This window comes from Neisseria montereyensis (genome assembly GCF_024834045.1).
GTDB lineage: Bacteria > Pseudomonadota > Gammaproteobacteria > Burkholderiales > Neisseriaceae > Neisseria > Neisseria montereyensis.
The window spans coordinates 15,561-40,573 of record NZ_JANUXW010000002.1 but is presented as its reverse complement, the minus strand read 5'-3'; the positions used below and the strand labels follow the sequence as shown (position 1 = coordinate 40,573).

Sequence of the window (25,013 nt, the reverse complement as noted above, 5' to 3'; positions counted from 1 at the left end):
TTGAAAGCGCACACCATGCAGACACCTCAAGCCGTTGTTTTACGCCTCAACGCCATCCGCCTGGAGCCGCTGGTGGCCGAGCATGCAGAAGCCCTGAGCCGTGCCACCGCCGACGGCGAAGTGTGGCGGCTGGTTTTTGCTTCGGCACCCGAACCCGACAAAACCGAAGCCTATATTCAGACGGCCTTATCCACGCCCAACCGCTTGGCTTTCGCCGTGATAGACGAAACCTCCGGCGAAGTCATCGGCAGCACCAGTTATCACGATATCAATCAAGCGGCCGGCCGTGTGGAAATCGGCCATACATGGTATGCAAAAAGCCGTTGGCGCAGCCATGTCAACACCACCTGCAAATACCTGCTGCTTTGTCATGCCTTTGAAACACTCGGCTGCCAAACGGTAGGCTGGCGAACCGATATACTCAATACCCGTTCCCAACAGGCCATCGAACGTTTGGGCGCGAAGAAAGACGGCGTTATACGCGGCTTCCAAACCCGTCGCGACGGCAGTGTACGCGACACCGTGATGTACAGCATGACACGCGAAGAATGGCCCGAACACAAAGCGCGTTTGCAAAGCAAACTCAACCTTTCCCCCACCTGATTTTCAGACGGCCTATGATGAATTATCCCTGCCTTTACGCCGCCCCGTTCGGCAATATCACCCTGATTTTCGACGGACAGGACAACCTGCTCGAAGTGCACCTCTACGGCCGCCCCGAGCACGCCCCCTACCCCTTGCCGGAAGCTTGGCGGCAAAAGCTCGACGACTACTTCTCAGGCCGTCTGAAAAACTTTAACCACCCTGCATCTACACACGGCACACCGTTTCAGCAGAAAGTCTGGCAGGCCATCGCCGAGATTCCGGCCGGCGAAGTGCAAACTTATCAAGATATCGCCCGCCGTATCGGCAGCCATCCCCGCGCCGTCGGCTCCGCCTGCGGGAAAAACCCGCTGTCTTTGGTCGTACCCTGCCACCGTGTGGTCGCCAAACAGGGCTTAGGCGGGTTTTCCTGCAAAGAAGGCGATGCCCTTTCCATCAAACGCTGGCTGTTAAAGCATGAAGGCATCAACCTATAACCACCGCACCGATACCCGCCATGACCGATCCGCTTACCGACCGCCTGCTCGAACACCTTTGGCTAAGCAACAGACTCAGCCAAAACACCCTCGACGGCTACCGTCGCGATCTGCAAAAAATTGCCGCCCGCCTAGCCGAACAAGGTTTGAACTGGCAAACCGCCCAAAGCACCGACTTGGCCGCCGCCATTTATCACCCAAACGAAAAACCCCGTTCGCAAGCCCGCGCCCTATCCGCCTGCAAACGGCTCTACGGCTGGCTGAGCGAAACCGAACAACGGCCCGACAACCCGACCCGACACCTCACCGCCCCCAAGCAGGTTAAAACCCTGCCCCAACTGATTACCGAAGCCCAAATCGACCGCCTGCTCGACGCCCCCGACACCGATACCCCGCACGGTTTGCGCGATAAAGCCCTGCTCGAACTACTCTATGCCACCGGCTTGCGCGTCAGCGAAGCGGTCAAACTCAAAATCAACGAAATCAACCTGCAAAAAGGCATTATCAACACCATCGGCAAAGGCAACAAGCAACGCATTGTTCCCCTAGGGCAGGAAGCGGCCTACTGGATAGAACGCTACGCCGCCGAAGCCCGCCCGCAACTGCTCAAACACAAAGCCTGCGATGAAATGTTTGTCAGCCAAAAGCGCACCGGTATTTCACGGCAACTGGCTTGGATGATTGTCGAAAAATATGCCGAAGCCGCCGGCATCAGCCAACTCAGCCCGCACGGCCTGCGCCATGCATTTGCCACCCATCTGGTGAACCATGGTGCCGACCTCCGAGTCGTGCAAATGCTGCTCGGCCATGCCGATATCAGCACCACCCAGATTTATACCCATGTTGCCAACGAACGCTTAAAAAATATCGTGCAAACACACCACCCGCGCGGTTAAACGGTTCAATCAATAAAGGGCTGATACACGCTAGGTATCAGCCCTTTATTTAGGCTTTTCAGACGGCCTTATCCATTAATAACCCCCATGTAGGTCGGATACTTGTATCCGACATGGACAGAATACTAACCGTTTTGTCGGATACAAGTATCCGCCCTACGCTTACTTTTCAGACGGCCTGAATCTTTATATTCGCCACATCCCACCACCTTTTCATCCGCCGTACAACGGCAATAAGAAAAGCTGCCGTTTTCAGGCAGCTTCTATGATTATCACCATCTATTAAGCGTCTAACGCTATTTTTTCCTGACGGTAGGCTTCGGCGGCTTCCCGTTCGCGCTTGGTTGTCTGGCGCATCATATAATAATTAATGGCAATTACCAGCGTGCCGACAATGGTAATCATAATGGTCGCCAATACGTTCATTTGCGGATCCAGACCCAGTTTGATTTTTGAGAAAATCACTTGCGGCAGGGTTGAAGAGCCGGGGCCGGATAAGAATGATGTAATCACCAAGTCATCCAACGATAAAGTGATACCAAGCAGGAAACCCGAAGCAATCGCCGGTGCAATCAGCGGCAGGGTAATCACAAAGAAGATTTTCAGCGGGCGCGCGCCCAAGTCCATCGCGGCTTCTTCCAAAGATTGGTCTAGCTCGACCAAACGCGACCGGATCACCACCGTGATATAAGCCATACACAATGTGGTATGCCCTAAGAAAATGGTGAAAAAACCGCGGTCGAAATACAGCCACCCCAACAGCTCGCTGTTTTGCAAAAATATCTGAACCTGAATAATCAGCAACAGCATGGATAAGCCGGTAATCACATCCGGCATCACCATCGGCGCGGATACCATACCGGCAAACAATGTGCTGCCGCGGAAACGTTTGATACGCGCCAAGGCATAGCCTGCCAGCGTGCCGAGAATCACGGCCGCCAAAGAAGACACCACGGCAATCCGCAACGACAACCATGCCGCTTCGAGAATGGTGCTGTTTTCAGCCAATTCGCCATACCATTTGGTTGAAAACCCGCCCCAAACCGTTACCAGTTTGGATTCGTTAAACGAGTAAATCACCAAAATCACCAACGGTATATAAAGGAAGGCCAAGCCTAAGCCCAACATCAGCTTCAGGAACCAAGAAAGCTTATATTTAGACATTATCTTGCTCCTTCTTCGATTTCACGGTTTTCATAATGGTGGAACAAGGCAATCGGAATCACCAGCAAAATCACCATAATCACGGCAATGGCGGAAGCCAGCGGCCAGTTGTTTTGGTCGAAAAACGCCTGCCACAATACTTTACCAATCATCAGGTTTTCGGAACCGCCCACCAATTCGGGAATCACAAATTCACCGACAGCCGGCACAAACACCAGCATGGAGCCGGCAATAATTCCGGTTTTCGACAACGGCAGCGTAATGGCAAAAAACGCCTTAATCGGCCCGGCGCCCAAGTCGGAAGCGGCTTCAAGCAGCCTGTCGTCCATTTTCACCAACTGCGTATACAGCGGCAGAATCATAAACGGCAGATAGGCATAAACCATCACCAAATTCAGTGAAAAAGCGTTATAAAACAAATCTAAGGGCTGGCTGATAATCCCGTATTCCATCAGATAGTTATTGATAATACCGTTGTGTCCGAGCAGCCCCATCCATGCGTAAACACGCAGTAGGAAAGACGTCCAGAAAGGCAGCATAATCGCCAACAATAAGCCGTTGCGGATAGACGGATTGGCCCGTGAAATAGCATAGGCAATCGGATAACCGAACAGTAAACAAATAAACGTGGTGGTCAGCGCAGTTTTAATCGACAACCAATAGGTCAGCAGATAAATATTGTTGCCGTTGCTGTCTGAAAACGGATTGAGCATACTACTCAAGCTGCTCCAGAAATTTTGGAAAATATCGGCATAATTTTGATAATTTAATGCGATATTTAAGCGTCCGAAATCGGGATCGGTCGTAATCAGCGGCGAATAAGGCGGAATGGCCAACTCTTGTTCGGCAAAGCTGATTTTCAACACAATCACAAACGGAATCAGAAACAACACCAGCAGCCAGAGATAAGGCACGGCAATCACCGCTCTCTGTCCCGGCCGGCGTGTCAGTTTGCGTTTCAACATGGCTAATGTCATTGCAGTATCCTTACAGCTTAGCTGAACAACGGCGTCGGTTGGTTTTCCGGCCAGCTCACATACACGGTTTCTTCCCAAGTCGGCGGCGTAACATTACGCACATACCAATAAGGTGCCGGCACCTGGCTCTTAATCCGGCGGCCGCTCGCCAATTCCACATGGTAAATGGCAAAGCTGCCTAGATAAGCGATTTCTTTCACCGTGCCTTTTTCCCAGTTGTAATCGCCCAAGTTATCCGGTTTTTCCTTATGCAGGTCGATATCTTCCGGACGGATACTGATCCATAGCTGCTGCTCGGCAGGGCCGCCCAAACCGTGGTCGATACGCACTTTGTTTGCCAATTCGGGTAATTCTATAATCGAATAATCGGCATGATCTTCAAAAACCGTACCCTCGAAAATATTGGTTTCACCGATAAACTCGGCGGTAAAGCGGCTGTTGGGGAAGTCATAAACATCGCTCGGCGTGCCCACCTGCTCCAGCTTCCCTTCCGACATAATCGCCACACGGGTCGCCATGGTCATGGCTTCTTCCTGATCGTGGGTCACCATAATGCAGGTTACACCTACTTGCTCCAGCGTATTCACCAATTCCAGTTGGGTTTGCTGGCGAAGTTTTTTATCCAACGCCCCCAAAGGCTCATCCAGCAATAAAATTTTCGGACGTTTCGCCAAGCTGCGTGCCAAAGCGACACGTTGCTGTTGGCCGCCTGAAAGCTGATGCGGTTTGCGTTTGGCGTATTTACTCATTTGCACCAAGCGCAGCATTTCTTCCACACGTTTGGCAATTTCATCTTTCGGCATTTTGTCTTGCTTTAAGCCGAAGGCAATGTTTTGCTCTACCGTCATGTGCGGAAACAAAGCATAGCTTTGAAACATCATATTAATCGGGCGCTCGTATGGAGCAAGTTTGGTAATATCTTGGCCATCCAAAATAATTTTGCCCTGATTCGGCGTTTCCATACCTGCCAACATGCGCAGTAATGTTGATTTACCACTGCCCGAACTGCCCAAAAGGGCAAAAATTTCATGCTTTTCAATACTCAGGTCGATGTCATCGACAGCATAGTTGTCACCAAATTTTTTAACCAAGCCTTGTATTTGCAAATAAGGTTGGGCGGAAGACGCTACGGAGGCGTTCATAATGGCAATACTCCAATCAATAACGAGTACCGGCAAAACGGATTTTCGCTTGGGTGATAAAAAGCTGTTTGATTGCTGGTTAAAAAGCGCACGCTCAGCGAGAAAAAATTTCTAAGGGCTGCAAGAAACCTTAAGATATTTAAGGTTGCCGACAGCCCTATTTTTTGAACCCGTAATTATAGTAGCCAATGCCTTGACGGGGCAATATAAAATCAAACTTTTTATAAATTTTGTAAAGTATTTGTCTTTATTTATTCGCAACAATCCGAATAAACACGGCCGCCAACACATCGATAAAACACTTAACTTTACACAAAAAAACAAAATAAATACAAATCAAAATAACCATATCCCTTCGGACGGCCTGAGTCATAAGGATTTCATTAAAAAAATGAATAAAAATACAAAACTTGAAAAATATAGACAAATTGAAACAAATCGTAAAAAACATTTAACTTATATTATTTTATTGATAAAGTGCAGCCATTCTGAAATGGATTATTTCTCTTTCACCGGCTCTTTCAACCCGTTCAATACTATTGAACTATCAATAACCACACACAATAGGATCATAGGAAACTTAATGAATTTATTTAAAAAAACCTTATTTGCCGCTTTCGGGCTTACCTTATCTCTGGCTGCGACAGCCGCATCTGATACCGGTATCACCGTTGATCAATCCAAATATGCCAACCGCCAAGTATTGCCCGACTTTACGGCCGGCATGTGCGACAATGCCGCCCCCACTTTGGTTCATTTAAAAGACAACCTCTATCGTCACACCAACGGTTCCGGCTTGGCCGTGCATAGCGGTATCGTCATGATCACCAAAGAAGGCGCTTTAGTTGTTGACGGCGGCGCGACTTGTGCATCCGAATGGCTGAATGCCGAAATTAAGAGACGTTTTAACGTACCTGTAAAATATGTTGTTTTAACCCACGCCCATGCCGACCATATGGCCGGTAGCCAAGTCTTCCAAAAAGCCGGTGCAACGATTGTTGCCAACAAAAGAGCGATTGAACCGATTGTCGGTGAAAAAATTCCTTACGCCATCCCTAATCGCGTATTCGACAAAGACATGACCATCAGCTTAGGCGGCGAAACCGTGAAATTACATCATGTCAGCCCGAGCCATTCCGACAGCATGACGATGGTGTTATTCCCCAGACAAAAAGCTCTGCAATGTACCGATGTTTGCCAAAACAAAACCATGCCGTACAACGATTTCTTAGATTTCTACTATCCCGGCTGGATTGCTACTTTAGATTGGATTCTGGATCAAGACGTCGATATTATCGACATCGGCCACTACACGCCGGCCACCAAAGCCGATCAGGCTGCATTACGCAACTATATGGTTGATTTGCATCAACAAGTACTTGACCTATCCCGCGCCGGCCAATCATGGGACCAGCTATACCGCAATGTGAAGTTCAGCCCGGAAGTTCAAAAATGGACCAACTTCAACAATATGAAAACCCTGAATGTTATGGGCATGTATCGTTGGGTGAATAACCATCGCCGCGGCATGTGGTAAGAACATCATTCTTTAGTATTGAAAGATAAAAAAGCTGACTATATAGTCAGCTTTTTCTTGTTTCCAAATCAACAAACTTTGCTATTCGTCCGCTTCGGCATCCGTTTGATTTTGCTGTTCATCCATAACAGCACGAATTTCTTGGAAAAGCGCCCGGAAATTTTTCGGCGGTTTATTCAACTCTTGTTCTTTACGGGTATTGCGGATTAACGTCCGCAACTTACCGGCATCGGCTTGCGGATAATCGGCAATAAAAGTAGTTAAAGCATCATCCGCAGCAATCAACCGCTCGCGGGTTTGTTCCACGCGCTGTAAAAAAGCATTGTGTGCGGCATTATCGCCGCGCAACTTCGCCAAATAACGCTCAATAGGTTCCGGATCGGTATCACGCATCAAACGGCCGATATATTGTGACTGACGTTTACGCGCCCCGTTTGACGTGATTTTCTTATACTCCGCTACCGCTTCATATAAATCTTCCGGCAACCCGATTTTTTTCAGCGCATCGGTTGAGAGTTTGGTCAGTTGCATACCCAAATCTTGCAAACTGTCCATCTGTTTTTTCATTTGGGTTTTACTCACCCATTCTTGTTCGTGGTTACTCATTATTTATCTCTTTCAATAGTCGCCGCATTTTAGCATAAGCACCCAAGCTATTCCGACTATCATCACAATTTTGCAGAGGCCGTCTGAAAGCAGTTAAAATAACGCAACCTTTTCTATCGGATAATCCATGTTTAACCACAATAAAGACGAACTCCTGCAATTATGCGGGCAGGTTTTAACCTTAGCCAAACAACACGGCGCAACTTCTGCCGAAGCCGACTTAAGCGAAGCCATCGGCCAAAGTGTGAATGTCCGCCTCAATGAAATCGAACAGATTGAATATCAGCAAGACAAATCGCTTGATATTACCGTCTATGTCGGACAGCGCAAAGGCAGGGCAAGCACTGCCGATTTCTCATCCCAAGCGTTAAGCGACACGGTAAAAGCAGCGGTCAATATTGCCAAATATACGGCGGAAGACAATTGTGCCGGTTTGGCCGATGCGGCATTAATGGCCGAACATATCGGCGATTTAGATAAATACCATGAATGGGATTTATCCACCGAAGCCGCAGTAGAGTTGGCCAAACAATGCGAACAAGCCGCACGGGATACCGACAGCCGCATCAGCAATTCAGACGGTGCAGGCGTACAAACCGGCCATTATCAATATGTATATGGTAATTCCCACGGTTTTGCCGCACACCAGCAAGGCACGCGCCACAGTATTTCATGCAGTGTTGTTGCATCCGACGAAAACGGTATGCAACGTGATTATTGGTTTGATGCCGCCTGCCGACACAATGATTTATCTTCGGCAGAAAGTATCGGCCATACCGCCGCCGAGCGCACTGTACGCCGTCTGGGCGGTCGCAGCCTGCCTACCGGAAGCTATCCCGTTATGTTTGATGCTACCGTAGCCGGCAGCCTAATCGGCCATCTTGTCGGCGGCTTAAGCGGCGGCGCTTTATATCGGCAAAGCAGTTTCCTTATCGACAGCTTAGGTAAACAGGTTTTACCCGATTTTCTTCATTTACGGGAAGAACCCCATATTCCGAAAACCTTCGGCAGCACTTACTTCGACAGTGAAGGTGTGGCGACCCAACCGCGCTTTGTGATTGAGAACGGTATCATTCAAGGCTATTTTTTAAGCAGTTATAGTGCCAGAAAACTAGGTATGCAAACCACGGCCAATGCAGGCGGTGCGCATAACCTCTGTTTAAACCACACCCATCCAAACCAAGCCGCACTACTCAAAGAAATGGGCAACGGCCTACTGATTACCGAATTGATGGGGCAAGGCATTAATATGCTGACCGGCGATTATTCCCGTGGCGCAGCAGGCTATTGGGTTGAAAACGGTGTCATTACCTACCCCGTACAGGAAATCACCATAGCCGGCCGTTTACAGGATATGTACCGCCAAATTGTCGGCGTTGCCGATGACGCCCTCAAACGTTCTTCCAACAAAATCGGTTCGATATTGATTAGTGAAATGACCATAGCCGGCATTTAAATGCCGCATACAAAACAGTATCGCTAACATAGCAGTTAGCCACTTCTATAAAACAGCCGAAACCGTATTCAATCGGTTCCGGCTGTTTTCATACCGGCTTTCAACCACCCAAGATTCAGCAGCCTATTGCATTACTTATTCATAAAAACAGATTTATCAGATAATGTGCACATTTCTTTACATATAATGAACACAGCATAAAATTATTTGCTATTAATAAGGCCGTCTGAAAAATGATCTGCCCCCCAAATCTTGGACAAACATAAAAGCCTTTTCAGGCTGCCTTTTCGAGCTGGGTTCTGTATGCTACGGGACTCAGCTTTTTCAATTTCAAACTACATCTGTCATGATTGTAGTATCGTATATAGTCGTCTATTGTCTGCATCAGCTCTGTTGTCGAAAGTCTGCCTTCCTGATAAAAGCATTCCGTCTTCAGTATCGCAAAGAAGCTTTCCATCGGGGCATTATCCCAACAATTGCCTTTACGCGACATACTTTTCACTATGCCGTGTTCCGCCAACGTACGGCGGTAGGCTTCCGTACGGTACAGCACACCCTGATCGGAATGCAGCAGCACTTTATCTGCCTTTGTCAGCTTACAAACCGCATCATTCAGCATGCTTTCCACCATCTCGCTGTTCGGGCGGCGGCTCATCGAGTAAGCGACGATTTCGCGGTTAAATACATCCAATATCGGTGACAGATACAGTTTGCCATTGCTGCACTTGAATTCGGTGGCATCCGTCAGCCATTTCTCATTGCGTTTTTGCGCATCAAAGCGGCGGTTCAGAAGATTATCCGACGGTTCGCCCATTGCCGGGTGATGGTAGGCTTTTTTCGGACGCACTTTGGCTTTCAATTGCAACAGTTTCATCAAACGGGCAACCTTTTTCTTATTCCATGACAAAGTGGCGGCAATCCGCCTGTATCCGTAACGCCCTTGATGGCGGGCATAAACTTCGGCAACGGCGGCTTTGTCCTGTTCGTCCGGATCGGGGCGGCCGTGGTGGTAATAAAAGCTGCTTTTGGGCAGAGCGGCGCTATGCAGCAGGTATTTAAGCGGATGTTTTGCCCTCAGCGCTTGGACGGCTTCGCTTTTTTGGCGGCCGCTTCTTTCTGCCTGAGGGCTTTTAATTCCTTTAGATAGTCATTCTCCGCCCGCATATAGCGCAACTCTTCGATCAGTTCCGCTTGTGTTTTTTCGTGGTCGGGTTTGTCGACGATAAAGGGGTTTTTACGTTTGATGGTCATAATGGCCTGCGGATGCTCCAGTGCGCGGATGCCGCCTTGGTTGTATGCGGCTATCCAACGGCGTAAATGGGTACGGGAAATATTAAAGTGATCGGCGGTACGTTGCTGGCTGCGTACGCGCTGATAATATTGTACGGCTTGGTATTTAAATTCTAATGTATATTTGCTCATAAGAAAACTGCACCTTAATGGGTTGGAGGGGTGTCCAACTTTTGGGGTGCAGTTCAAAAACCAATACATTCATGCAACCTATCAGAAGAATGCTTAAGGAATATTTATATTCTCAAATATCCTCTTCCACTACCTTATACATAAAAACAACAAAATCAAACTAGCCTGCCATTGTTTCTATTTATCATTCCGTAAAAATAAAAACATATTAAAATCATATATGTAATTCAAATATTCCAAATAAATACCGAATATCTGGTATATTACTTAGTAACCTGATAAATATTTTTAAAGTAAATTATATGAATGGTTAAAAATAATTACTGGAGAAAATACGTTTATCTTGATAATATACCGAATATCTAAAAATAAGCCGAATATCTAAAAAAATTTCCGTTTATCTGCACACATTATGGAAAGTAACACTTAAAGGGGCCTTTTATCATGACTATTATTGCTATCGACCTTCAACCACAATGCCGCTTTTCCTGCTTTGCCGCGAACGATCAACAATGCGTTCATCAACCGGAAAGCATTGTGCCGGAGTTGAACCGTCAAGCACGTTTGGCTCATAAGCGGGTATTGGTGGAAAATGTATCTAACCCGAAAGATACATTATGTGCAAGTTTATGCGCTGGTACAGATAACTTATTGCGCAGTAGCTTCACGTTTAGCCGTGAAACCCATTTCGCCATTCAAGCAGAATCTTGCCGTGGCAAGCATATGCTCAAAGGCCTGCCTTGTGGTGCAGACTATGATCATGCTATCGAGGTTGACGGCGAAGAAACCGGTAGCGCCTGTTTTCATGATGCAAAAGAAAAGCACAGTACCGGTTTAATAGAATGGCTGCATACCCAGCAAGCCGATACCATCATTCTCGGCGGTTTGGCTACCGAGCACGCCGTATTGGAAACCGCTTTGCATCTAGGTTGGTATAACGACAACTGGCATATTATCGTTAACCTTTCTGCCTGCCGTGGTTACACGCCCGAAGCAACGCTGAAAACGGTTTCTTTATTACGACAAGCCGGTATAACCGTAGTTTTTGATACTGACGACTTGCCTGCCGCCATTGCTGCCGGTGCGACCCGTTTAATGTCTCAAGCTTCTTAAACCAAAGGATAATTGCTTGCTTTTAAATGATTTTTCAGTTAAATATTAAAAATCTCTTCACAGACACTCCCATCTGTAAGAGTTCTTCAAGGCCGTTTTCAGACGGCCTCTTTTTCGTTCAGACAAAACATTCCCCTCCTAGAATATACGACAAAAGTTCTACTACCCCACTACCATTATTCAATAGCTCAGCTACTGGTTTTCCCCTACTGTCTAAGAAACAAAAAATACAAACAAAATATAACATCCATAGCCCTTGAAGCAGTCGGCTCGTAACAAATATACTAAATGGCACAATATGGTTTTTCTATTTATTAAAGCAACCTACCTCATACCCAAATTTAGAAAGGTTCTGCTATGAAGTCTATCGAACAATTATTAAATCACCCCGATGTACAATTCACTCCTATTTCAGACGGCCTATCGGTTAAAAATCCGGCAACAGGCGATACAATTGCCCACGTCAAACGTTCCTCTGCCCAAGAGGTAACCCAGCTCATCGAACAAGCCCAACCTGCCCAGCAGAAATGGGCTACGAAAACGGCACTTGAGCGTGCCGATATATTATGGGAATGGTACCGTCTTCTAAAAGAAAACAAAGAAAACCTTGCCCGCATTATGACGATGGAGCAAGGTAAAAGCCTCACCGAGTCGCGTGGTGAAATTGACTACGCCGCCAGCTTTATCAGATGGTTTGCAGAAGAAGCCCGCCGTATCGACGGTGATATTCTAACCGGCTTGAAAAATACCCAAAAGTTGATGGTCATTAAGCAGCCTGTCGGTGTCACCGCTGCTATTACTCCTTGGAACTTTCCTGCCTCAATGATTACCCGCAAAGCCGCACCGGCTCTAGCTGCGGGATGCGCCATGATTGTCAAACCCGCCTCACAAACCCCATTAAGCGCTTATGCACACGCGGTATTGGCTTATGAAGCAGGCATTCCCCGTGAATTATTCACCATTGTCTGTGGCAATGCACAAGAAATCAGCGATACCTTCACTCAAAATCCGATTGTCCGGAAAATCAGCTTTACCGGTTCAACTGAAGTCGGCATCAAAATTTATGGCAGTAGCGCCAACCAGATTAAAAAAATCAGTTTGGAATTAGGCGGAAATGCACCTGCTATTGTGTTTGACGATGCCGATATGGATAAAGCCGTTCAAGGTGTGATGCAAAGCAAATTCCGTAATGGTGGCCAAACCTGCGTTTGTAGTAACCGTGTTTATGTCCAAGCCGGAATATATGATGAATTCTGTCGCCGTATCACTGAAGAAACAGGCCGTCTGAAATTGGGTAACGGCTTAAATGAAGAGACACAAATCGGCCCGCTGATTGATGAAAAAGCTGTTGCTAAAGTAGAAGAACATATTAGCGATGCGCTCGGTAAAGGGGCGCGTTGTCTAACCGGTGGTAAAAGAAGTTCGTTAGGCGGCACTTTCTTCGAACCTACTGTCTTAAGCCATATGACTTCTGATATGCGGATAGCCCGTGAGGAAACATTCGGCCCGGTATGCCCGCTATTCCGCTTTGAAACCGAAAGCGAAGCCATTGCCCAAGCCAATGACACCGAATACGGTCTGGCTTCTTATCTGTTTACTAGGGATACAGCACGCCAATGGCGTGTATCCGAAGCTTTGGAATATGGCATGGTCGGCATCAATGTGGGGCTGATTAGTAATGAAGTGGCACCATTTGGCGGCATCAAAATGAGCGGTCTGGGGCGCGAAGGCAGCAAATACGGCATAGAAGAGTATGTAGAACTCAAATATTTATGCTCGGATATCAGCTAAACAGCCAATAAAAAAGCGTACTTTCAACAGTACGCTTTTTTATCAATACACTCAGATTAAAAATTACCACCTGATTGATTCACCATATAGGTAACGGCGGCCCGCACTTCATCATCACTCAGTCCTAAATTACCACCTTTGGCCGGCATTACGCCACCGTCAGGACCATTAAAGCCTTCAAGCGCATGTGTAAATAAAACTTCCTTACCCTTTTGAATACGCGGTGCCCATTCGTCGTTATGCGTGATTTTAGGTGACAGTGGAATTGCAGAAGATGCGCCATGACAAGCCATACAGATACTTTCAAAAACTTTTTGGCCGTCTGCTTCTGATACAGGAGTGGCAGAAGCATCTTCCTCACCGGATGCATCGGCATTCACTTCAGGAGCAACCAAGCTACCACCAGATTGGTTAGCCATATAAGCAATGGCACGTTTCAATTCATCATCCGTCAAATCAGCTTGGCCACCCTTAGCCGGCATGGCATTAAAGCCATTTAAAGCATGATCAAACAATGTATCAAGACCTTGGGCGATACGCGGACCCCATTGATCATTATGGGTAACTTTAGGGGCATTAGGAACGGCACTGTCCGCTGCATGGCATTGAATACATACCTTATTGAAAATCTGCTCCCCTGTACGTTGACCTATAGGCGTACCATCTCCCATTGTAATATTACCAGCCGGCATAATACGGGTTTCGGTTGCAGATTGGGTGGTTTCCTCAACAGTGCTGTAATAATTACTACCTGCTAATTTTACTAAGAAAAACAATACCGCAATCAAAATAACGATACCGCCCAATAGGGTGGTGAGTGCAGAGCCTCTGGCTTTATGGTTGCTCAATGAATTCATTTGATATGGCCTCGCCGTTTTTGGTGGGTTGTGACGAATAGGGAGTTATATATTTTTTTAATTTTGTTAATTCGGATTAACAATATTTTGCTGGATTATACTGAATTAACGGCAGCTTTCCAATCTTTAAGTTTAACTTTGCTCAAATAAAGTGCGGATATACCAAATATATCGTCCTCACCACCACAATAAAAATCATCTGTTCAAATATTTTCAGGGTGGTTGCCCTCTACTCTACGCAATTTAAAAGACTCCAAACTTTCTTATTTATTCAAACGCCCTGACAAAACAGTAAAATATTTAAATATTTTCACTACCATGCCGACGTATTTTTAGTCTTTTTAATACCAGTTAATCGTAATACCCGACAAACAATCACACAAATAATTTTGCCAATTTTATATTTTTGCGCTAATCTTACGTCTTTTCCGCACCCATAGCTCAGTTGGAAGAGCGTCAGTTTCCGAAGCTGGAGGTCACAGGTTCGATCCCTGTTGGGTGCGCCAAACTATTTTGAGGGCGGCTCCTATTTTTATTGGGAACCGCTCAATTTTTTTAGACTCTCTCCGATACTGCCATGTTCCCTACAATATGAAAACATCGCAACCATACAAAGCCCATCACAAAATAAATTAGCCGGTATCGTGCTGTTTTACCTTATCTATAACACGATACTACTCAAAAAAATTAAAAATAGCCAAAACAGCAAGTAAACATATTTTGTTATCAAAATATATCAACCTGCTGTTTTACATAGGCTATCACTGATAATTAGTCTTTATATTTAGCCAACTGAGTTTGCACTTTAGCCATCTTATCCTGCAAATCCGCCAACTCTGTTTGGTCTTTTTCAACCAAATGAGCCGGTGCTTTTTCAGTATATCCGGGCTTACTCAGTTTTGCCGTTAATTTATCAATATTTTTTTGTAGTTTTTCCGCCTCTTTAGTCAAGCGGGCTGTTTCCGCCGCTTTATCGACTTCCACTTTCAGCATCAAACGGGCATTTTGGCAAACGGCTACCGGCGCATCTTCACTTTCAGGCAGCTTATCCACCAGCTTGGCTTCGGTTAGGCGTGCCATCATCGGCAGATATTTCAACAAGTCTTCTACACTGTTGCCGCCTTCAATAAATAACGGTGCTTTCACACTGGGCGCCAACCCCATTTCGCCACGCAAATTACGCACTGCTCCGATTAAATCTTGCAACGCTGCCATTTTTTCAAAAGCAGTCGGTACGATTTTCTCGTTATCGGCTTGCGGCCAATCGGCCATCATAATACTTTCCGTGTGTTTGGCATTGGCCAACGGGGCAACGACTTGCCATAACTCTTCAGTGATAAACGGCATAATCGGATGCAGAATCCGCAAGATAACTTCTAATACACGAACCAAGGTGCGGCGAGTGGTGCGTTGCGTTGTCGGGCAACCGGTTTGCAATTGGACTTTGGCCAATTCAATATACCAATCGCAATATTCGTTCCACACAAATTCATACAGTGTTTGCGCTGCCAAGTCAAAACGATAGGTATCAAACGCCTCCGCCACGGCTGCTTCCACTTGTTGCAGACGGCCGATAATCCATTGGTCGACAAAGGTATAGGCCAAAGGCTGGGTTTCATCTTGCCCGCAATCTTGTTCTTCGGTATTCATTAACACGAAATTGGTTGCATTCCACAATTTATTGCAGAAATTACGGTAACCTTCGGCACGTTTGAAATCGAAGTTAATGCTGCGTCCCAAGCTGGCATAGCTGGCCATAGTAAAACGCAAAGCATCGGTACCGAAAACAGGAATGCCCTCCGGAAACAGCTTTTCCGTAGCTTTTTTCACTTGCGGCGCTTTTTCCGGACGACGCAGTCCAGTGGTTCGTTTTACCAACAAACTTTCCAGATCAATACCGTCAATTAAGTCAACCGGGTCAATAACATTGCCCTCTGATTTAGACATCTTTTTGCCTTCATGATCGCGTACCATGCCGTGAATATAAACATCTTTAAAGGGCACTTTACCGGTGAAATGGGTCGTCATCATAATCATGCGTGCCACCCAGAAGAAGATAATTTCATAACCGGTAACCAATACCGAAGAAGGCAGGAACGCTTTCAAATCAGGAGTTTCAGACGGCCATCCTAAAGTAGAAAACGGTACCAGTGCAGATGAAAACCAAGTATCCAATACATCTTCATCGCGGGTTAGTCCATCAGTACCCGCCAATTTTTCCGCTTCGGCCTGATTGCGTGCCACATAAACCTTCCCTTCCGCATCATACCAAGCCGGGATTTGATGCCCCCACCACAATTGGCGGGAAATACACCAGTCTTGGATATTGTTCATCCACTGGTTATAGGTGTTCACCCAGTTTTCAGGAATAAATTTAACTTGGCCGGAGTCAACGGCATACTTGGCCTTTTGTGCCAAGCTCATGCCTTTAAATTCGCTTTCCGGTTCGCCGCCGTTAGGCTGCGCACTCATGGCCACAAACCATTGGCTGGTCAACATCGGTTCGATTACGCTACCGGTACGATCCCCCTTCGGCGTCATCAAGGTATGTGGCTTCACTTCCACCAATAAACCCTGCGCTTCCAAATCGGCTACCATTTGTTTACGGGCGGCAAAACGATCTAATCCGGCATATTGTTCGGGCAATGCAAAGCCCTGTTGTTCTTCCCCTTTAAAATTGAATACTTCAGCATTGGCTAGAATTTTGGCTTCTAAATCCAATACATTGATTAAAACAGTATCGTGGCGTTTACCCACTTCATAGTCGTTAAAATCGTGTGCTGGCGTAATTTTCACGCAACCCGTACCAAAATCTTTTTCAACATACTCATCGACAATAATCGGAATTTCACGCCCTGAAAGGGGCAATGCAACGGTTTTACCAATTAACGCTTGATAGCGTTCGTCATCCGGATGCACGGCAACGGCCACATCGCCTAACAGGGTTTCAGGGCGGGTTGTCGCAACGGTCAAACTACCGGAGCCATCTGTTAACGGATAACGGATATGCCACATAGAACCTTGTTCTTCAACACTTTCCACTTCCAAATCAGAAACCGCCGTACCCAATACCGGATCCCAGTTAACCAATCGTTTACCGCGATAAATCAAACCTTGTTCAAACAAACGAACGAATACTTCCGTTACCACTTCGGCACGAACTTTATCCATCGTAAAATATTCACGTGACCAATCCGCCGAGCACCCCATGCGGCGCATTTGCTGCGTAATGGTGCCACCGGAAACATTTTTCCATTGCCATACTTTTTCTAAAAAAGCTTCCCGCCCTAAATCATGTCGGGAAATACCTTGTTCGGCAAGTTGGCGCTCTACAACAATTTGAGTGGCAATGCCGGCATGGTCGGTGCCGGGAATCCAGCAGGTATTGTAGCCTTTCATACGGTAATAGCGGGTAAGGCCGTCCATAATCGTTTGATTAAAGGCATGCCCCATGTGCAACGTACCGGTTACATTAGGCGGCGGCAGTTGGATGGCAAATGATTTATCCGAAGACATATTAGGCTGAAAATAGCCTTTTTCTTCCCAATTTTGATAATGTTTGGCTTCAATTTCGGCAGGTTGGTATTTATTTAACATGGTAATATTCGATTTAACTGGAAATAATATTGAATCGAAAGATTATAACGCAAAAGGCCGTCTGAAACCTATTAAAAGGCTTTTCAGACGGCCTAAAAACTTTGAGATAAAAACACCTCAAAATCTATCTGCCACGCTTCCTCTTTATTACTTGGAAAAACTTTATAAAAAGCGTTTCATCATTCTTTTTTTGCTTTAAACACATTTATATAAAATAAAACTGCCCGTTATTAGCTAACGGGCAGTTGTCGGGTCTCGGCTCATTTGTTTTTCGCTTCGGCTTTTGCTTCCTTTTTCAAAGAAGCGTATAAGTCCGGCTGACGGCTCTTCAGCAACGAAGCAATCGCGAGGTCATCACGGTTTACTTTGGCCAAATCAATTTTTTCGATGTGTACCAAACGAAGTAGCTCGCGCACGGGTTTCGGCATATTTCGGCCTGACTCATAGCGGGAACCGCCTGATTGGGTAACACCTATACGACTCCAAAAGTCCATTTGGTTTAAGCCGAGTTTTTTACGGATATCGCGGATATTTTCAATTTTCTCGAACGACTTCATGAAATTTCCTTCTTTTTTCTGTTAAAGCTTAAATCTGTCAAACCACCTACCCGAATATAATACCGAAAATAAATATACCCAAAGTAAGAATATTATATTCAAATAAGTATAAATGCTTAGACAATGAATTTAGGATAAGTTTAATTTTTTTTAATATCAAGCGGTCGAAAAAAGCGATAAACGTATATCTTTATTTATATTTTAATTAAAAAACAAATAGTTATTTTTTAAAGTAAAGATTCTAACCTAAAATAATTTACATAAAAAAACGTAAAAAAATCAAGGTTTACCTGTTTGCGGGCTAATTGTTAGAATTTCATGGCCTATTTCGGTCACTAAAACCTCATGTTCCCATTGGGCGGATAAAGAGCGGTCTTTGGTTACGACCGTCCATCCGTCTGCCAAAATTCGTAAATGACGTTTACCTTGGTTAATCATCGGCTCAATTGTAAAAATCATACCGGGCTTCAAAACCAAACCCTGTCCTTTTTTACCATAATGCAAAACCTGAGGGTCTTCATGAAAACCCCTGCCTATACCGTGCCCGCAAAATTCTTGTACCACTGAATAACCGGCATTTTCTGCAACCTGCTGGCAGGCATATCCGACATCGCCCAATGTTGCTCCCGGTTTAACCACTTCAATACCCGCCATCATGCTGGCATGGGTCACATCGATCAGGCGCTTGGCCTGCGGACTGATTTGCCCTACGGCAAACATACGGCTGGAATCACCATGAAAGCCATCTTTTTTGATGGTAACATCAATATTAATAATATCGCCGTTTTTCAATGGTTTATCATTGGGAATGCCGTGACAGATAACATGATTGACCGAGGTACAGCACGATTTCGGAAAAGGTGGGTTGCCATAATGTAACGGTGCCGGATAACCGCCCTGAACTTCCGTATGATACTCATAAATCAATTTATCCAGTTCGTTTGTGGTCACTCCGGGCTTCACAAATTGCCCGATATAATCGAGTGCTTCGGCAGCCAATCTGCCTAATTCGCGCATTTTTTCAATTTCTTCCGGCGTTTTAATCACAACAGCCATGACTTTTTCCTTTTCTTGATGGATTCAGACGGCCTATCGGTATGACCCGAAAGGCCGTCTGAGTCATTATTTTATATTAAGTACACAAATCTTGTTTTTAAAACAGATTATCGGTAATCGGCCTCGATTCATTCGATCCGACCGGTTGCGGTGGTGAAGCTTGGGGTGTTTTCACTATCGGGCGATCTTGTTGTGCCGGTGGTGCAGGAGGTGTTTCTGCCGCAGTAGCCGTATTTTTATTCTGAGACGAAGAAGGCTCAGATCTCGTCGGTTTCGCCGAGCCGATACCTGAGTCTATATTTCCCCCACGTTGGGCTTCAACAGCCTGCTTTCCGGTGACCGTAGCAGCGCCTTGCTCCTGTTCCGTTTTTTCTACTACACTTTCTGCCCTTTGACGCTCTCTGGTTGCATTTCTTCGCGGCGTATGACGAATAACGGGTTTTTCAGTTACTCCATTCTCAACCTTAGCTTCAACCGTTTCTGTATTTTCACGGTTTACACTATCCGATTCGGAAGCCTGTGCTACCGCTTCTTGATTGCTATCGGATATGGAATCCACCATTTCTGTTGAAACTCCTGCCGGCACGGAAGCACCCTGCGGCGCCCACACTTCAACCCGACTCGCAGCATTATCGCTTGCCGATGCCGATTCCTCTTCTGCTTGTGTTTGTGTAGAAGTATGCATAATGCCGAGAACCACGCCACCGACAGCAACGACGGCGATGGCAAATAAAGCGGCCAGCAAATGCTTGGGTTTTAAAAGAAACCTTTGTTTGCTGCTTCCGGTGGATCGATTTGTTTTCATTGGTTTCTCTGTAAACCGTCCGAATGTTTCAGACGGCCTTATTGAGTCTTTAAAAATCCTGTTTTCTGACCAATCCCATTGGTAAAACAGATGACTTATGGTTGTCGAGGGGTATAGGTTTGGTAAAGTGTCACCACTCTTTGCACACCCGATGTTGTGCTGACTTTTTCAGTTACCGCAGCCTGTTCGGCAGGAGTGAGAATGCCCATCACATAAGTGGTACCATCATAAGTAACGATTTTAACCCTACTAGGAATAACGCCTTGAATACCGAGCAATGTCGTCCGTACTTTTGAAGTATTCCAAGTATCGGCACTCACGTTACCGAATGTACGCGGCTGGGAAGTAACGGTAATGTAGTTATAAACCTCTTGAGCCGCAGATTCGGAACGTGCCACCTGCTCGACAAAGGCTTTCTCACCTTCGGTAGCCACCTGCCCAAGCAATAACACATGACGGTTATAGCTGACTACAGATAAAGTCGGTTCAACCCCGTTTGTCGTTGTTGCATTTTGACGCAAATAACTCATCGCTGTATTTTTAATACGCACTTCCATCAGATTATCATCTGCCTGTGTACCGGTGGTACGGCGGTCAATAGCAGATGCACCGCCAACTGCGGCGCCACCTAAAACAGCCCCGACACAACCACTCAACAAAACGGAAGTTACCGTAGCAACAACCAGCGGACGAATGTAAGGTTTAATATTCATTAATAAGTATCCTTTTCTAATGGCTTTCAGACGGCCTTTTATAGATAATTAAGCCGTCTGAAAACAAATTAATCTGTTCGTATCTCACATACCTTCGAACAACATCGTGTCAATACAATCACACAATGCATGTATTAGAAGAATATGGATTTCTTGAATACGGGCAGTACGCTGGTGCGGTACGTTTAAAAGAATATCGTTATCTTTCAAAGCCGCAGCAATTTTTCCACCATCCCTGCCGGTAAGCGCAATCACGTTCATATCACGCTCGTGCGCCGCTTTAATAGCCTCCAACACATTGGCAGAATTTCCCGATGTAGAAATGCCGATTAAAATATCACCTGCCCGACCCAAAGCACGAACCTGCTTGCTAAACACATGATCAAATCCGTAGTCATTACCAATGGCGGTTAGTGCGGAAGTATCCGTAGTGAGGGCAACGGCGGCCAATTCCATTCTTTCTTTTTCAAAGCGTCCGGTCATTTCCGCCGCAAAATGTTGCGCATCGGCAGCAGAACCGCCGTTGCCACAAGCCAATATTTTCCCATCAGCCATCAAACACTGCAGCATCAACTTGGCAGCCTCAGCCGTCGGCTCTTTCAAAACATCAACAGCCTGTTGTTTAGCCTCGATACTTTGGGCAAAATGGGCGGCTACGCGCTCTTGTAAAGCAGTCATATTTCAACCTGTAATATTTTGCACCCACTTAGGTGCTTCGTTTCCTTCAATGAATACGGCATCTAAGCGGCACGGCGCGTGACTCAGACCATGCTTTTGCAGATAATGTTCCGCGCTTTTCCGAAGTTTCATCAGTTTGGCCGGCGTAATGCTGTATGCAGCCCCACCGAAACGGCGATTGTTACGGTATTTTACTTCAACAAATACTATCATATTACCGTTTTTAACTATTAAGTCAATTTCACCAAACGGGCAGTGCCAATTACGCTTAACCAGTACACAACCTTGTGCTTTTAAAAACGACCATGCGGCATCTTCTCCGGCCACGCCTTGTCGATGATTCAAACGCATTTTGTTTATCCCCGTTATAATGAAAGTTTTCAGACGGCCTGTTTATTATGATGATGCAAAAACACTATCAAAAAGCACTCGACAGCATTGCAACGCAAACATTATACGTTGTTGCCACACCCATCGGCAATTTGGCCGATATTACCCTGCATGCGTTGGCAGTGCTACAACGTGCCGACATCATTTGCGCCGAAGACACCCGTGTTACCGCGCAATTGCTGAGTGCATACGGCATACAAGCAAAATTGGTGAGTGTCCGCGAACATAACGAACAAAATATGGCGGGAAAAATTATTGATGCGCTTTCAGACGGCCTGATTGTCGCTCAAGTTTCCGATGCCGGCACTCCGGCGGTTTGCGATCCCGGTGCCAAGCTGACCGAACGGGTAAAGTCGGCAGGCTTTAAAGTCAGCCCTATCGTTGGTGCAAGCGCCGTTATAGGCGCCTTAAGCGTAGCCGGCATTACCGAACCGAATTTCTATTTTCACGGCTTTCTGCCCGCCAAACCGGGTGAACGCCGCAAGCTGCTCGCAACGTGGGCAAACAATTATTGCGCAACCGTTATGTTTGAGACACCTCACCGTATTTCAGCAACATTGGCCGATATGGCTGCCCTTTATCCTGAGCGGGAACTGATGTTAGCCAGGGAAATTTCAAAAACATTTGAAACCTTCTTAAGCGGTACAATCACCGAAATTCAGACAATATTACAAAACGACACCAATCAAACCCGCGGCGAAATGGTTTTGGTGTTACATCCCGCCCTGCCGGAAAAACATGCCAATTTACCGGAAACGGCACAACATATTATGAAAATCCTATCGGAAGAACTACCTACCAAACAAGCGGCAGGATTAGCGGCAAAAATTACAGGGGAAAGCAAAAAAGCATTGTACGATTTGGCATTAACATGGAAATAACAACCCTATATATTTCAGACGGCCTGCTTAATACAGGCCGTCTGAAATATTATCTGCTTTTCACTCTCCTATTGAATCCACCACCAAGCTGCATATGCAGATTACTCCACGCCGCCAATAAATCGGCTCGCCCTTGCACGAGCTGAATCTGATATTGCAAGGTTTCATCCTGCTTACGCAAAGAATCAATACCATTTTCCAACCCTGCACGCATACGGCGGGCTGATGCCGCTTCCGATTTTTCAGCCGTACGAATCATTCGCTGTTGCAAATCTACTTGTTTACGCAAGCTTTGATATGCCGACACCGCATCTGCAGCCGAGCGCATGGCATTTAACACAGTCTGATCATAAACAGCCACTTGCTCGTTAAATTGGCTATTACGAACGGCTAAATTTGATTGCAAAGCCCCCGATGTAAACAACGGCAAGTGTATCGCCGGCAACACGGTCAAAGCACCGGAATTTTTTCCTCTCACGATATCAAAAGCATCAATATGGCTGAGGCCTGCCAACACCCTCAATTCGATATTCGGGTAAAACTCGGCTTTTGCCTCACGAATATCCTGCTCACTTGCCTGTAACAATGCTTTTTGTGCGGCAATATCCGGCCGTCGTGACAATAAATCGGCACGAATCTTATTCACCGCCAATACCGGCGCATCTTTTTGAGCGGAAGGCTTCCAATTATCCAATTCATTAGGGCTTCTACCGATAGCAGTTGCCAAACTATGGCGCACCTGTTGAATCTGACGAGACAATTGTAATTTTTCCATATCCAACTGCTGTTTGGCAGATTCCGCCTGATAAAGTGCAGAAGGTGCCAAAATATTGGCACGAACCCGTTGTTCCAATAACTTTTCATTGGCTGCAACAAGCTCAATCCGTTGTTCAACCAATTGCAATCGTGCCTCTAATGCCTGCCAAACAAAATATTGAACCGCAACGGCGTGTGCCACCTCCAAACGCGCCTGAATAGCCTCATAAGCAATCGCCCGACGACGACCTAACGCAGATTGAATGCGTGCTTGATTTTTTCCCCAAAAATCGAAAGACCAACTTCCTTCCACCGCCATATTGGCCAGTAGAAGAAGGTGATTGGTATCGAATTGCGGTGCAGACGGTTTGGGGGTAACGTATGTACCGACACCTTGTACAGACAAACCGACTTGTGTTTTCCCCGATGCCTGCACTACGCCCAACTGAGCTTGCGCCTGTTCAAAACGGGCTTTGATTATTCTCAAGTTCGGGGCGTTTTGTAATGCCTGTGCAACCAGTGTATTCAGCTTGGCATCTTTTAAACTTGTCCACCAAGCACCTTGAATTTCCCGAGTAGAATGACCCTCGGGCAGCAAATACGCCGTTGGATACTCCAACGGCGTCTGTTTGCCAAACGGTGCACAAGCAGTAACAAAAACCAAACCTGTCACTGCCAAACTGCGTACGATAGCATCAAATTTCATAAAATCAGTGTCCGCTTGCGTTAAAGCCTCAGCACAACACTATTGAACCATTAACCCAGTTTGGCTAAAAGTTTACTCAACAAATGTTGAAGCTGGGCATAATCCTCATTGGTAAAATCTTCCCACGCCTCCCCACTCTTACTGGAAATTTGCGGCCAGATTTTTTGAATAAAGGCTTCACCCTCAGGGGTTAATTTTAACACGATTTGGCGGCGGTCTTGTTGATTGATATGACGCTCAACCCAACCGCGTTCTACCATCTCGTCAGAAAGACGGGTGGCACTGGTGCGCGTTAAGTCCATTAAATCACTCAAACGTGAAGGCAGAATTTCGCTATTTGGGCTAACATAAACAGCCATCATGGCGAACCATAGATTTTCATTAATCCCAAACTCTTTCAAGCTTTCATTCAGATGGCTGCTCAAACGTTCTGTAACAACACGCAACAATCTACCTGCCTGGGTTTGCTGTTCGGAAAATTCAGGTAAACGACCTGACAGTAAGCGCAGTGCATTAACCAATTCGGCTTGTGAAAAACTCATTGTATTCTCTTCTCAGTGATGATTAGTCATTCAGCAGTACATGCTTTACATATCATTACACAAATATAAGCATCTACTGCCATTTTACTTAATAAAACAGCAAAATAATTTTGCCCTTAAAAACGGTTAAAACTCATTCCGATATAGTCATTTTAATATATTCGTATATAATTTCTCAAAAAACAGACAATCGGTTTACTCTTCTAACAGGCGGTCTAACATTTAATATAAAATGATAAAAAACAGCCTTTTAAGAAAAAAAATAACCGATTATCATTTTTTATCTAAGCCA

Annotated in this window: 24 protein-coding genes and 1 tRNA gene; 9 read left to right on the top strand and 16 right to left on the bottom strand. The window is 45.9% G+C overall.

The annotated features are described in order from the left end of the window. Nucleotides 1-15 precede the first annotated feature (15 nt). From NXS09_RS02495 to xerD, 3 genes are read left to right on the top strand one after another with little or no spacing between them, the layout of a single operon-like run. Entirely contained in the window at nucleotides 16-603 is a 588-nt protein-coding gene (locus tag NXS09_RS02495; protein WP_259290987.1) for a GNAT family N-acetyltransferase, read from the top strand. A gap of 14 nt (nucleotides 604-617) precedes the next feature. Then, complete coding sequence (locus NXS09_RS02490) at nucleotides 618-1,079, top strand: methylated-DNA--[protein]-cysteine S-methyltransferase (protein ID WP_259290986.1); 462 nt, start codon at nucleotides 618-620, stop codon at nucleotides 1,077-1,079. A gap of 20 nt (nucleotides 1,080-1,099) precedes the next feature. Continuing rightward, complete coding sequence (xerD, locus tag NXS09_RS02485) at nucleotides 1,100-1,975, top strand: site-specific tyrosine recombinase XerD (RefSeq protein ID WP_151052668.1); 876 nt, start codon at nucleotides 1,100-1,102, stop codon at nucleotides 1,973-1,975. 282 nt (nucleotides 1,976-2,257) lie between these two features. Here xerD and NXS09_RS02480 read toward each other — a convergent pair whose 3' ends face one another. From NXS09_RS02480 to NXS09_RS02470, 3 genes are read right to left on the bottom strand one after another with little or no spacing between them, the layout of a single operon-like run. Then, entirely contained in the window at nucleotides 2,258-3,139 is an 882-nt protein-coding gene (locus NXS09_RS02480; RefSeq protein WP_259290985.1) for an ABC transporter permease subunit, read from the bottom strand. Continuing rightward, on the bottom strand, nucleotides 3,139-4,116 hold the full coding sequence (locus NXS09_RS02475) for an ABC transporter permease subunit (RefSeq protein WP_259290984.1): 978 nt from the start codon (nucleotides 4,114-4,116) through the stop codon (nucleotides 3,139-3,141). The genes NXS09_RS02480 and NXS09_RS02475 overlap by 1 nt, the downstream gene beginning before the upstream one ends. A 17-nt stretch (nucleotides 4,117-4,133) precedes the next feature. After that, the gene (locus NXS09_RS02470) at nucleotides 4,134-5,258 is read right to left on the bottom strand and encodes an ABC transporter ATP-binding protein (RefSeq protein WP_259290983.1); all 1,125 of its coding nucleotides are present in this window, start codon (nucleotides 5,256-5,258) and stop codon (nucleotides 4,134-4,136) included. A 583-nt stretch (nucleotides 5,259-5,841) separates the two neighbouring features. Here NXS09_RS02470 and NXS09_RS02465 point away from each other — a divergent pair. Then, nucleotides 5,842-6,795, top strand: a complete 954-nt coding sequence (locus tag NXS09_RS02465; protein WP_259290982.1) for an MBL fold metallo-hydrolase — start codon at nucleotides 5,842-5,844, stop codon at nucleotides 6,793-6,795. A gap of 81 nt (nucleotides 6,796-6,876) precedes the next feature. Here NXS09_RS02465 and yjgA read toward each other — a convergent pair whose 3' ends face one another. Continuing rightward, the gene (gene yjgA, locus NXS09_RS02460) at nucleotides 6,877-7,401 is read right to left on the bottom strand and encodes a ribosome biogenesis factor YjgA (RefSeq protein WP_259290981.1); all 525 of its coding nucleotides are present in this window, start codon (nucleotides 7,399-7,401) and stop codon (nucleotides 6,877-6,879) included. 127 nt (nucleotides 7,402-7,528) lie between these two features. On the opposite strand from yjgA, the gene pmbA reads away from it, so the two are divergent. Then, nucleotides 7,529-8,857, top strand: coding sequence for a metalloprotease PmbA (gene pmbA / locus NXS09_RS02455; protein WP_259290980.1), 1,329 nt, complete (start codon nucleotides 7,529-7,531; stop codon nucleotides 8,855-8,857). 274 nt (nucleotides 8,858-9,131) lie between these two features. Here pmbA and NXS09_RS02450 read toward each other — a convergent pair whose 3' ends face one another. Both NXS09_RS02450 and NXS09_RS02445 read right to left on the bottom strand, forming a co-directional pair. Next, nucleotides 9,132-9,905 (bottom strand): IS3 family transposase, encoded by a 774-nt coding sequence (locus tag NXS09_RS02450; protein ID WP_259291306.1) that lies wholly within the window; start codon nucleotides 9,903-9,905, stop codon nucleotides 9,132-9,134. Nucleotides 9,906-9,931: 26 nt separating this feature from the next. Next, the gene (locus tag NXS09_RS02445) at nucleotides 9,932-10,279 is read right to left on the bottom strand and encodes a helix-turn-helix domain-containing protein (RefSeq protein ID WP_259290979.1); all 348 of its coding nucleotides are present in this window, start codon (nucleotides 10,277-10,279) and stop codon (nucleotides 9,932-9,934) included. A 444-nt stretch (nucleotides 10,280-10,723) separates the two neighbouring features. Here NXS09_RS02445 and NXS09_RS02440 point away from each other — a divergent pair, with 444 nt between their 5' ends. Together NXS09_RS02440 and NXS09_RS02435 are read left to right on the top strand one after the other, a co-directional pair. Next, on the top strand, nucleotides 10,724-11,392 hold the full coding sequence (locus NXS09_RS02440) for an isochorismatase family protein (protein ID WP_259290978.1): 669 nt from the start codon (nucleotides 10,724-10,726) through the stop codon (nucleotides 11,390-11,392). 357 nt (nucleotides 11,393-11,749) lie between these two features. After that, on the top strand, nucleotides 11,750-13,183 hold the full coding sequence (locus NXS09_RS02435; protein ID WP_259290977.1) for an NAD-dependent succinate-semialdehyde dehydrogenase: 1,434 nt from the start codon (nucleotides 11,750-11,752) through the stop codon (nucleotides 13,181-13,183). 56 nt (nucleotides 13,184-13,239) lie between these two features. Here the strand turns inward: NXS09_RS02435 and NXS09_RS02430 are convergent, their stop codons facing one another. Then, nucleotides 13,240-14,040 (bottom strand): c-type cytochrome, encoded by an 801-nt coding sequence (locus NXS09_RS02430; RefSeq protein WP_259290976.1) that lies wholly within the window; start codon nucleotides 14,038-14,040, stop codon nucleotides 13,240-13,242. 430 nt (nucleotides 14,041-14,470) lie between these two features. Here NXS09_RS02430 and NXS09_RS02425 point away from each other — a divergent pair. Continuing rightward, nucleotides 14,471-14,546, top strand: a tRNA-Arg gene (locus NXS09_RS02425). 265 nt (nucleotides 14,547-14,811) lie between these two features. Here the strand turns inward: NXS09_RS02425 and NXS09_RS02420 are convergent. From NXS09_RS02420 to NXS09_RS02390, 7 genes are all read right to left on the bottom strand, one after another. Beyond that, nucleotides 14,812-17,637 (bottom strand): valine--tRNA ligase, encoded by a 2,826-nt coding sequence (locus tag NXS09_RS02420; RefSeq protein ID WP_259290975.1) that lies wholly within the window; start codon nucleotides 17,635-17,637, stop codon nucleotides 14,812-14,814. A gap of 260 nt (nucleotides 17,638-17,897) precedes the next feature. After that, on the bottom strand, nucleotides 17,898-18,194 hold the full coding sequence (locus tag NXS09_RS02415; protein ID WP_054599660.1) for a helix-turn-helix domain-containing protein: 297 nt from the start codon (nucleotides 18,192-18,194) through the stop codon (nucleotides 17,898-17,900). A 279-nt stretch (nucleotides 18,195-18,473) separates the two neighbouring features. Then, nucleotides 18,474-19,274 (bottom strand): type I methionyl aminopeptidase, encoded by an 801-nt coding sequence (map, locus tag NXS09_RS02410; protein WP_353617882.1) that lies wholly within the window; start codon nucleotides 19,272-19,274, stop codon nucleotides 18,474-18,476. A gap of 73 nt (nucleotides 19,275-19,347) precedes the next feature. After that, nucleotides 19,348-20,055 (bottom strand): hypothetical protein, encoded by a 708-nt coding sequence (locus tag NXS09_RS02405; RefSeq protein WP_259290973.1) that lies wholly within the window; start codon nucleotides 20,053-20,055, stop codon nucleotides 19,348-19,350. A 95-nt stretch (nucleotides 20,056-20,150) separates the two neighbouring features. Further along, complete coding sequence (locus NXS09_RS02400; protein ID WP_259290972.1) at nucleotides 20,151-20,768, bottom strand: BON domain-containing protein; 618 nt, start codon at nucleotides 20,766-20,768, stop codon at nucleotides 20,151-20,153. 84 nt (nucleotides 20,769-20,852) lie between these two features. Next, nucleotides 20,853-21,446 carry a phosphoheptose isomerase gene (locus NXS09_RS02395; protein ID WP_259290971.1) on the bottom strand — a complete coding sequence of 198 codons (594 nt, stop codon included), beginning with the start codon at nucleotides 21,444-21,446 and terminating at the stop codon, nucleotides 20,853-20,855. A 3-nt stretch (nucleotides 21,447-21,449) separates the two neighbouring features. Further along, complete coding sequence (locus tag NXS09_RS02390; RefSeq protein WP_259290970.1) at nucleotides 21,450-21,797, bottom strand: YraN family protein; 348 nt, start codon at nucleotides 21,795-21,797, stop codon at nucleotides 21,450-21,452. 50 nt (nucleotides 21,798-21,847) lie between these two features. On the opposite strand from NXS09_RS02390, the gene rsmI reads away from it, so the two are divergent. Next, nucleotides 21,848-22,717 carry a 16S rRNA (cytidine(1402)-2'-O)-methyltransferase gene (gene rsmI, locus NXS09_RS02385; RefSeq protein ID WP_259291305.1) on the top strand — a complete coding sequence of 290 codons (870 nt, stop codon included), beginning with the start codon at nucleotides 21,848-21,850 and terminating at the stop codon, nucleotides 22,715-22,717. A gap of 49 nt (nucleotides 22,718-22,766) precedes the next feature. Here the strand turns inward: rsmI and NXS09_RS02380 are convergent, their stop codons facing one another. Further along, entirely contained in the window at nucleotides 22,767-24,179 is a 1,413-nt protein-coding gene (locus NXS09_RS02380) for an efflux transporter outer membrane subunit (RefSeq protein WP_259290969.1), read from the bottom strand. A gap of 50 nt (nucleotides 24,180-24,229) precedes the next feature. Continuing rightward, entirely contained in the window at nucleotides 24,230-24,721 is a 492-nt protein-coding gene (locus NXS09_RS02375; protein ID WP_151052710.1) for a MarR family winged helix-turn-helix transcriptional regulator, read from the bottom strand. Nucleotides 24,722-25,013 lie beyond the last annotated feature (292 nt).

Coding starts and splice junctions, on each gene's coding strand:
- NXS09_RS02495 (WP_259290987.1), top strand. CDS start 16: ATGCAGACACCTCAAGCCGTTGTTTTACGCCTCAACGCCATCCGCCTG.
- NXS09_RS02490 (WP_259290986.1), top strand. CDS start 618: ATGATGAATTATCCCTGCCTTTACGCCGCCCCGTTCGGCAATATCACC.
- xerD (WP_151052668.1), top strand. CDS start 1,100: ATGACCGATCCGCTTACCGACCGCCTGCTCGAACACCTTTGGCTAAGC.
- NXS09_RS02480 (WP_259290985.1), bottom strand. CDS start 3,139: ATGTCTAAATATAAGCTTTCTTGGTTCCTGAAGCTGATGTTGGGCTTA.
- NXS09_RS02475 (WP_259290984.1), bottom strand. CDS start 4,116: ATGACATTAGCCATGTTGAAACGCAAACTGACACGCCGGCCGGGACAG.
- NXS09_RS02470 (WP_259290983.1), bottom strand. CDS start 5,258: ATGAACGCCTCCGTAGCGTCTTCCGCCCAACCTTATTTGCAAATACAA.
- NXS09_RS02465 (WP_259290982.1), top strand. CDS start 5,842: ATGAATTTATTTAAAAAAACCTTATTTGCCGCTTTCGGGCTTACCTTA.
- yjgA (WP_259290981.1), bottom strand. CDS start 7,401: ATGAGTAACCACGAACAAGAATGGGTGAGTAAAACCCAAATGAAAAAA.
- pmbA (WP_259290980.1), top strand. CDS start 7,529: ATGTTTAACCACAATAAAGACGAACTCCTGCAATTATGCGGGCAGGTT.
- NXS09_RS02445 (WP_259290979.1), bottom strand. CDS start 10,279: ATGAGCAAATATACATTAGAATTTAAATACCAAGCCGTACAATATTAT.
- NXS09_RS02440 (WP_259290978.1), top strand. CDS start 10,724: ATGACTATTATTGCTATCGACCTTCAACCACAATGCCGCTTTTCCTGC.
- NXS09_RS02435 (WP_259290977.1), top strand. CDS start 11,750: ATGAAGTCTATCGAACAATTATTAAATCACCCCGATGTACAATTCACT.
- NXS09_RS02430 (WP_259290976.1), bottom strand. CDS start 14,040: ATGAATTCATTGAGCAACCATAAAGCCAGAGGCTCTGCACTCACCACC.
- NXS09_RS02420 (WP_259290975.1), bottom strand. CDS start 17,637: ATGTTAAATAAATACCAACCTGCCGAAATTGAAGCCAAACATTATCAA.
- NXS09_RS02415 (WP_054599660.1), bottom strand. CDS start 18,194: ATGAAGTCGTTCGAGAAAATTGAAAATATCCGCGATATCCGTAAAAAA.
- NXS09_RS02405 (WP_259290973.1), bottom strand. CDS start 20,055: ATGAAAACAAATCGATCCACCGGAAGCAGCAAACAAAGGTTTCTTTTA.
- NXS09_RS02400 (WP_259290972.1), bottom strand. CDS start 20,768: ATGAATATTAAACCTTACATTCGTCCGCTGGTTGTTGCTACGGTAACT.
- NXS09_RS02395 (WP_259290971.1), bottom strand. CDS start 21,446: ATGACTGCTTTACAAGAGCGCGTAGCCGCCCATTTTGCCCAAAGTATC.
- NXS09_RS02390 (WP_259290970.1), bottom strand. CDS start 21,797: ATGCGTTTGAATCATCGACAAGGCGTGGCCGGAGAAGATGCCGCATGG.
- rsmI (WP_259291305.1), top strand. CDS start 21,848: ATGATGCAAAAACACTATCAAAAAGCACTCGACAGCATTGCAACGCAA.
- NXS09_RS02380 (WP_259290969.1), bottom strand. CDS start 24,179: ATGAAATTTGATGCTATCGTACGCAGTTTGGCAGTGACAGGTTTGGTT.
- NXS09_RS02375 (WP_151052710.1), bottom strand. CDS start 24,721: ATGAGTTTTTCACAAGCCGAATTGGTTAATGCACTGCGCTTACTGTCA.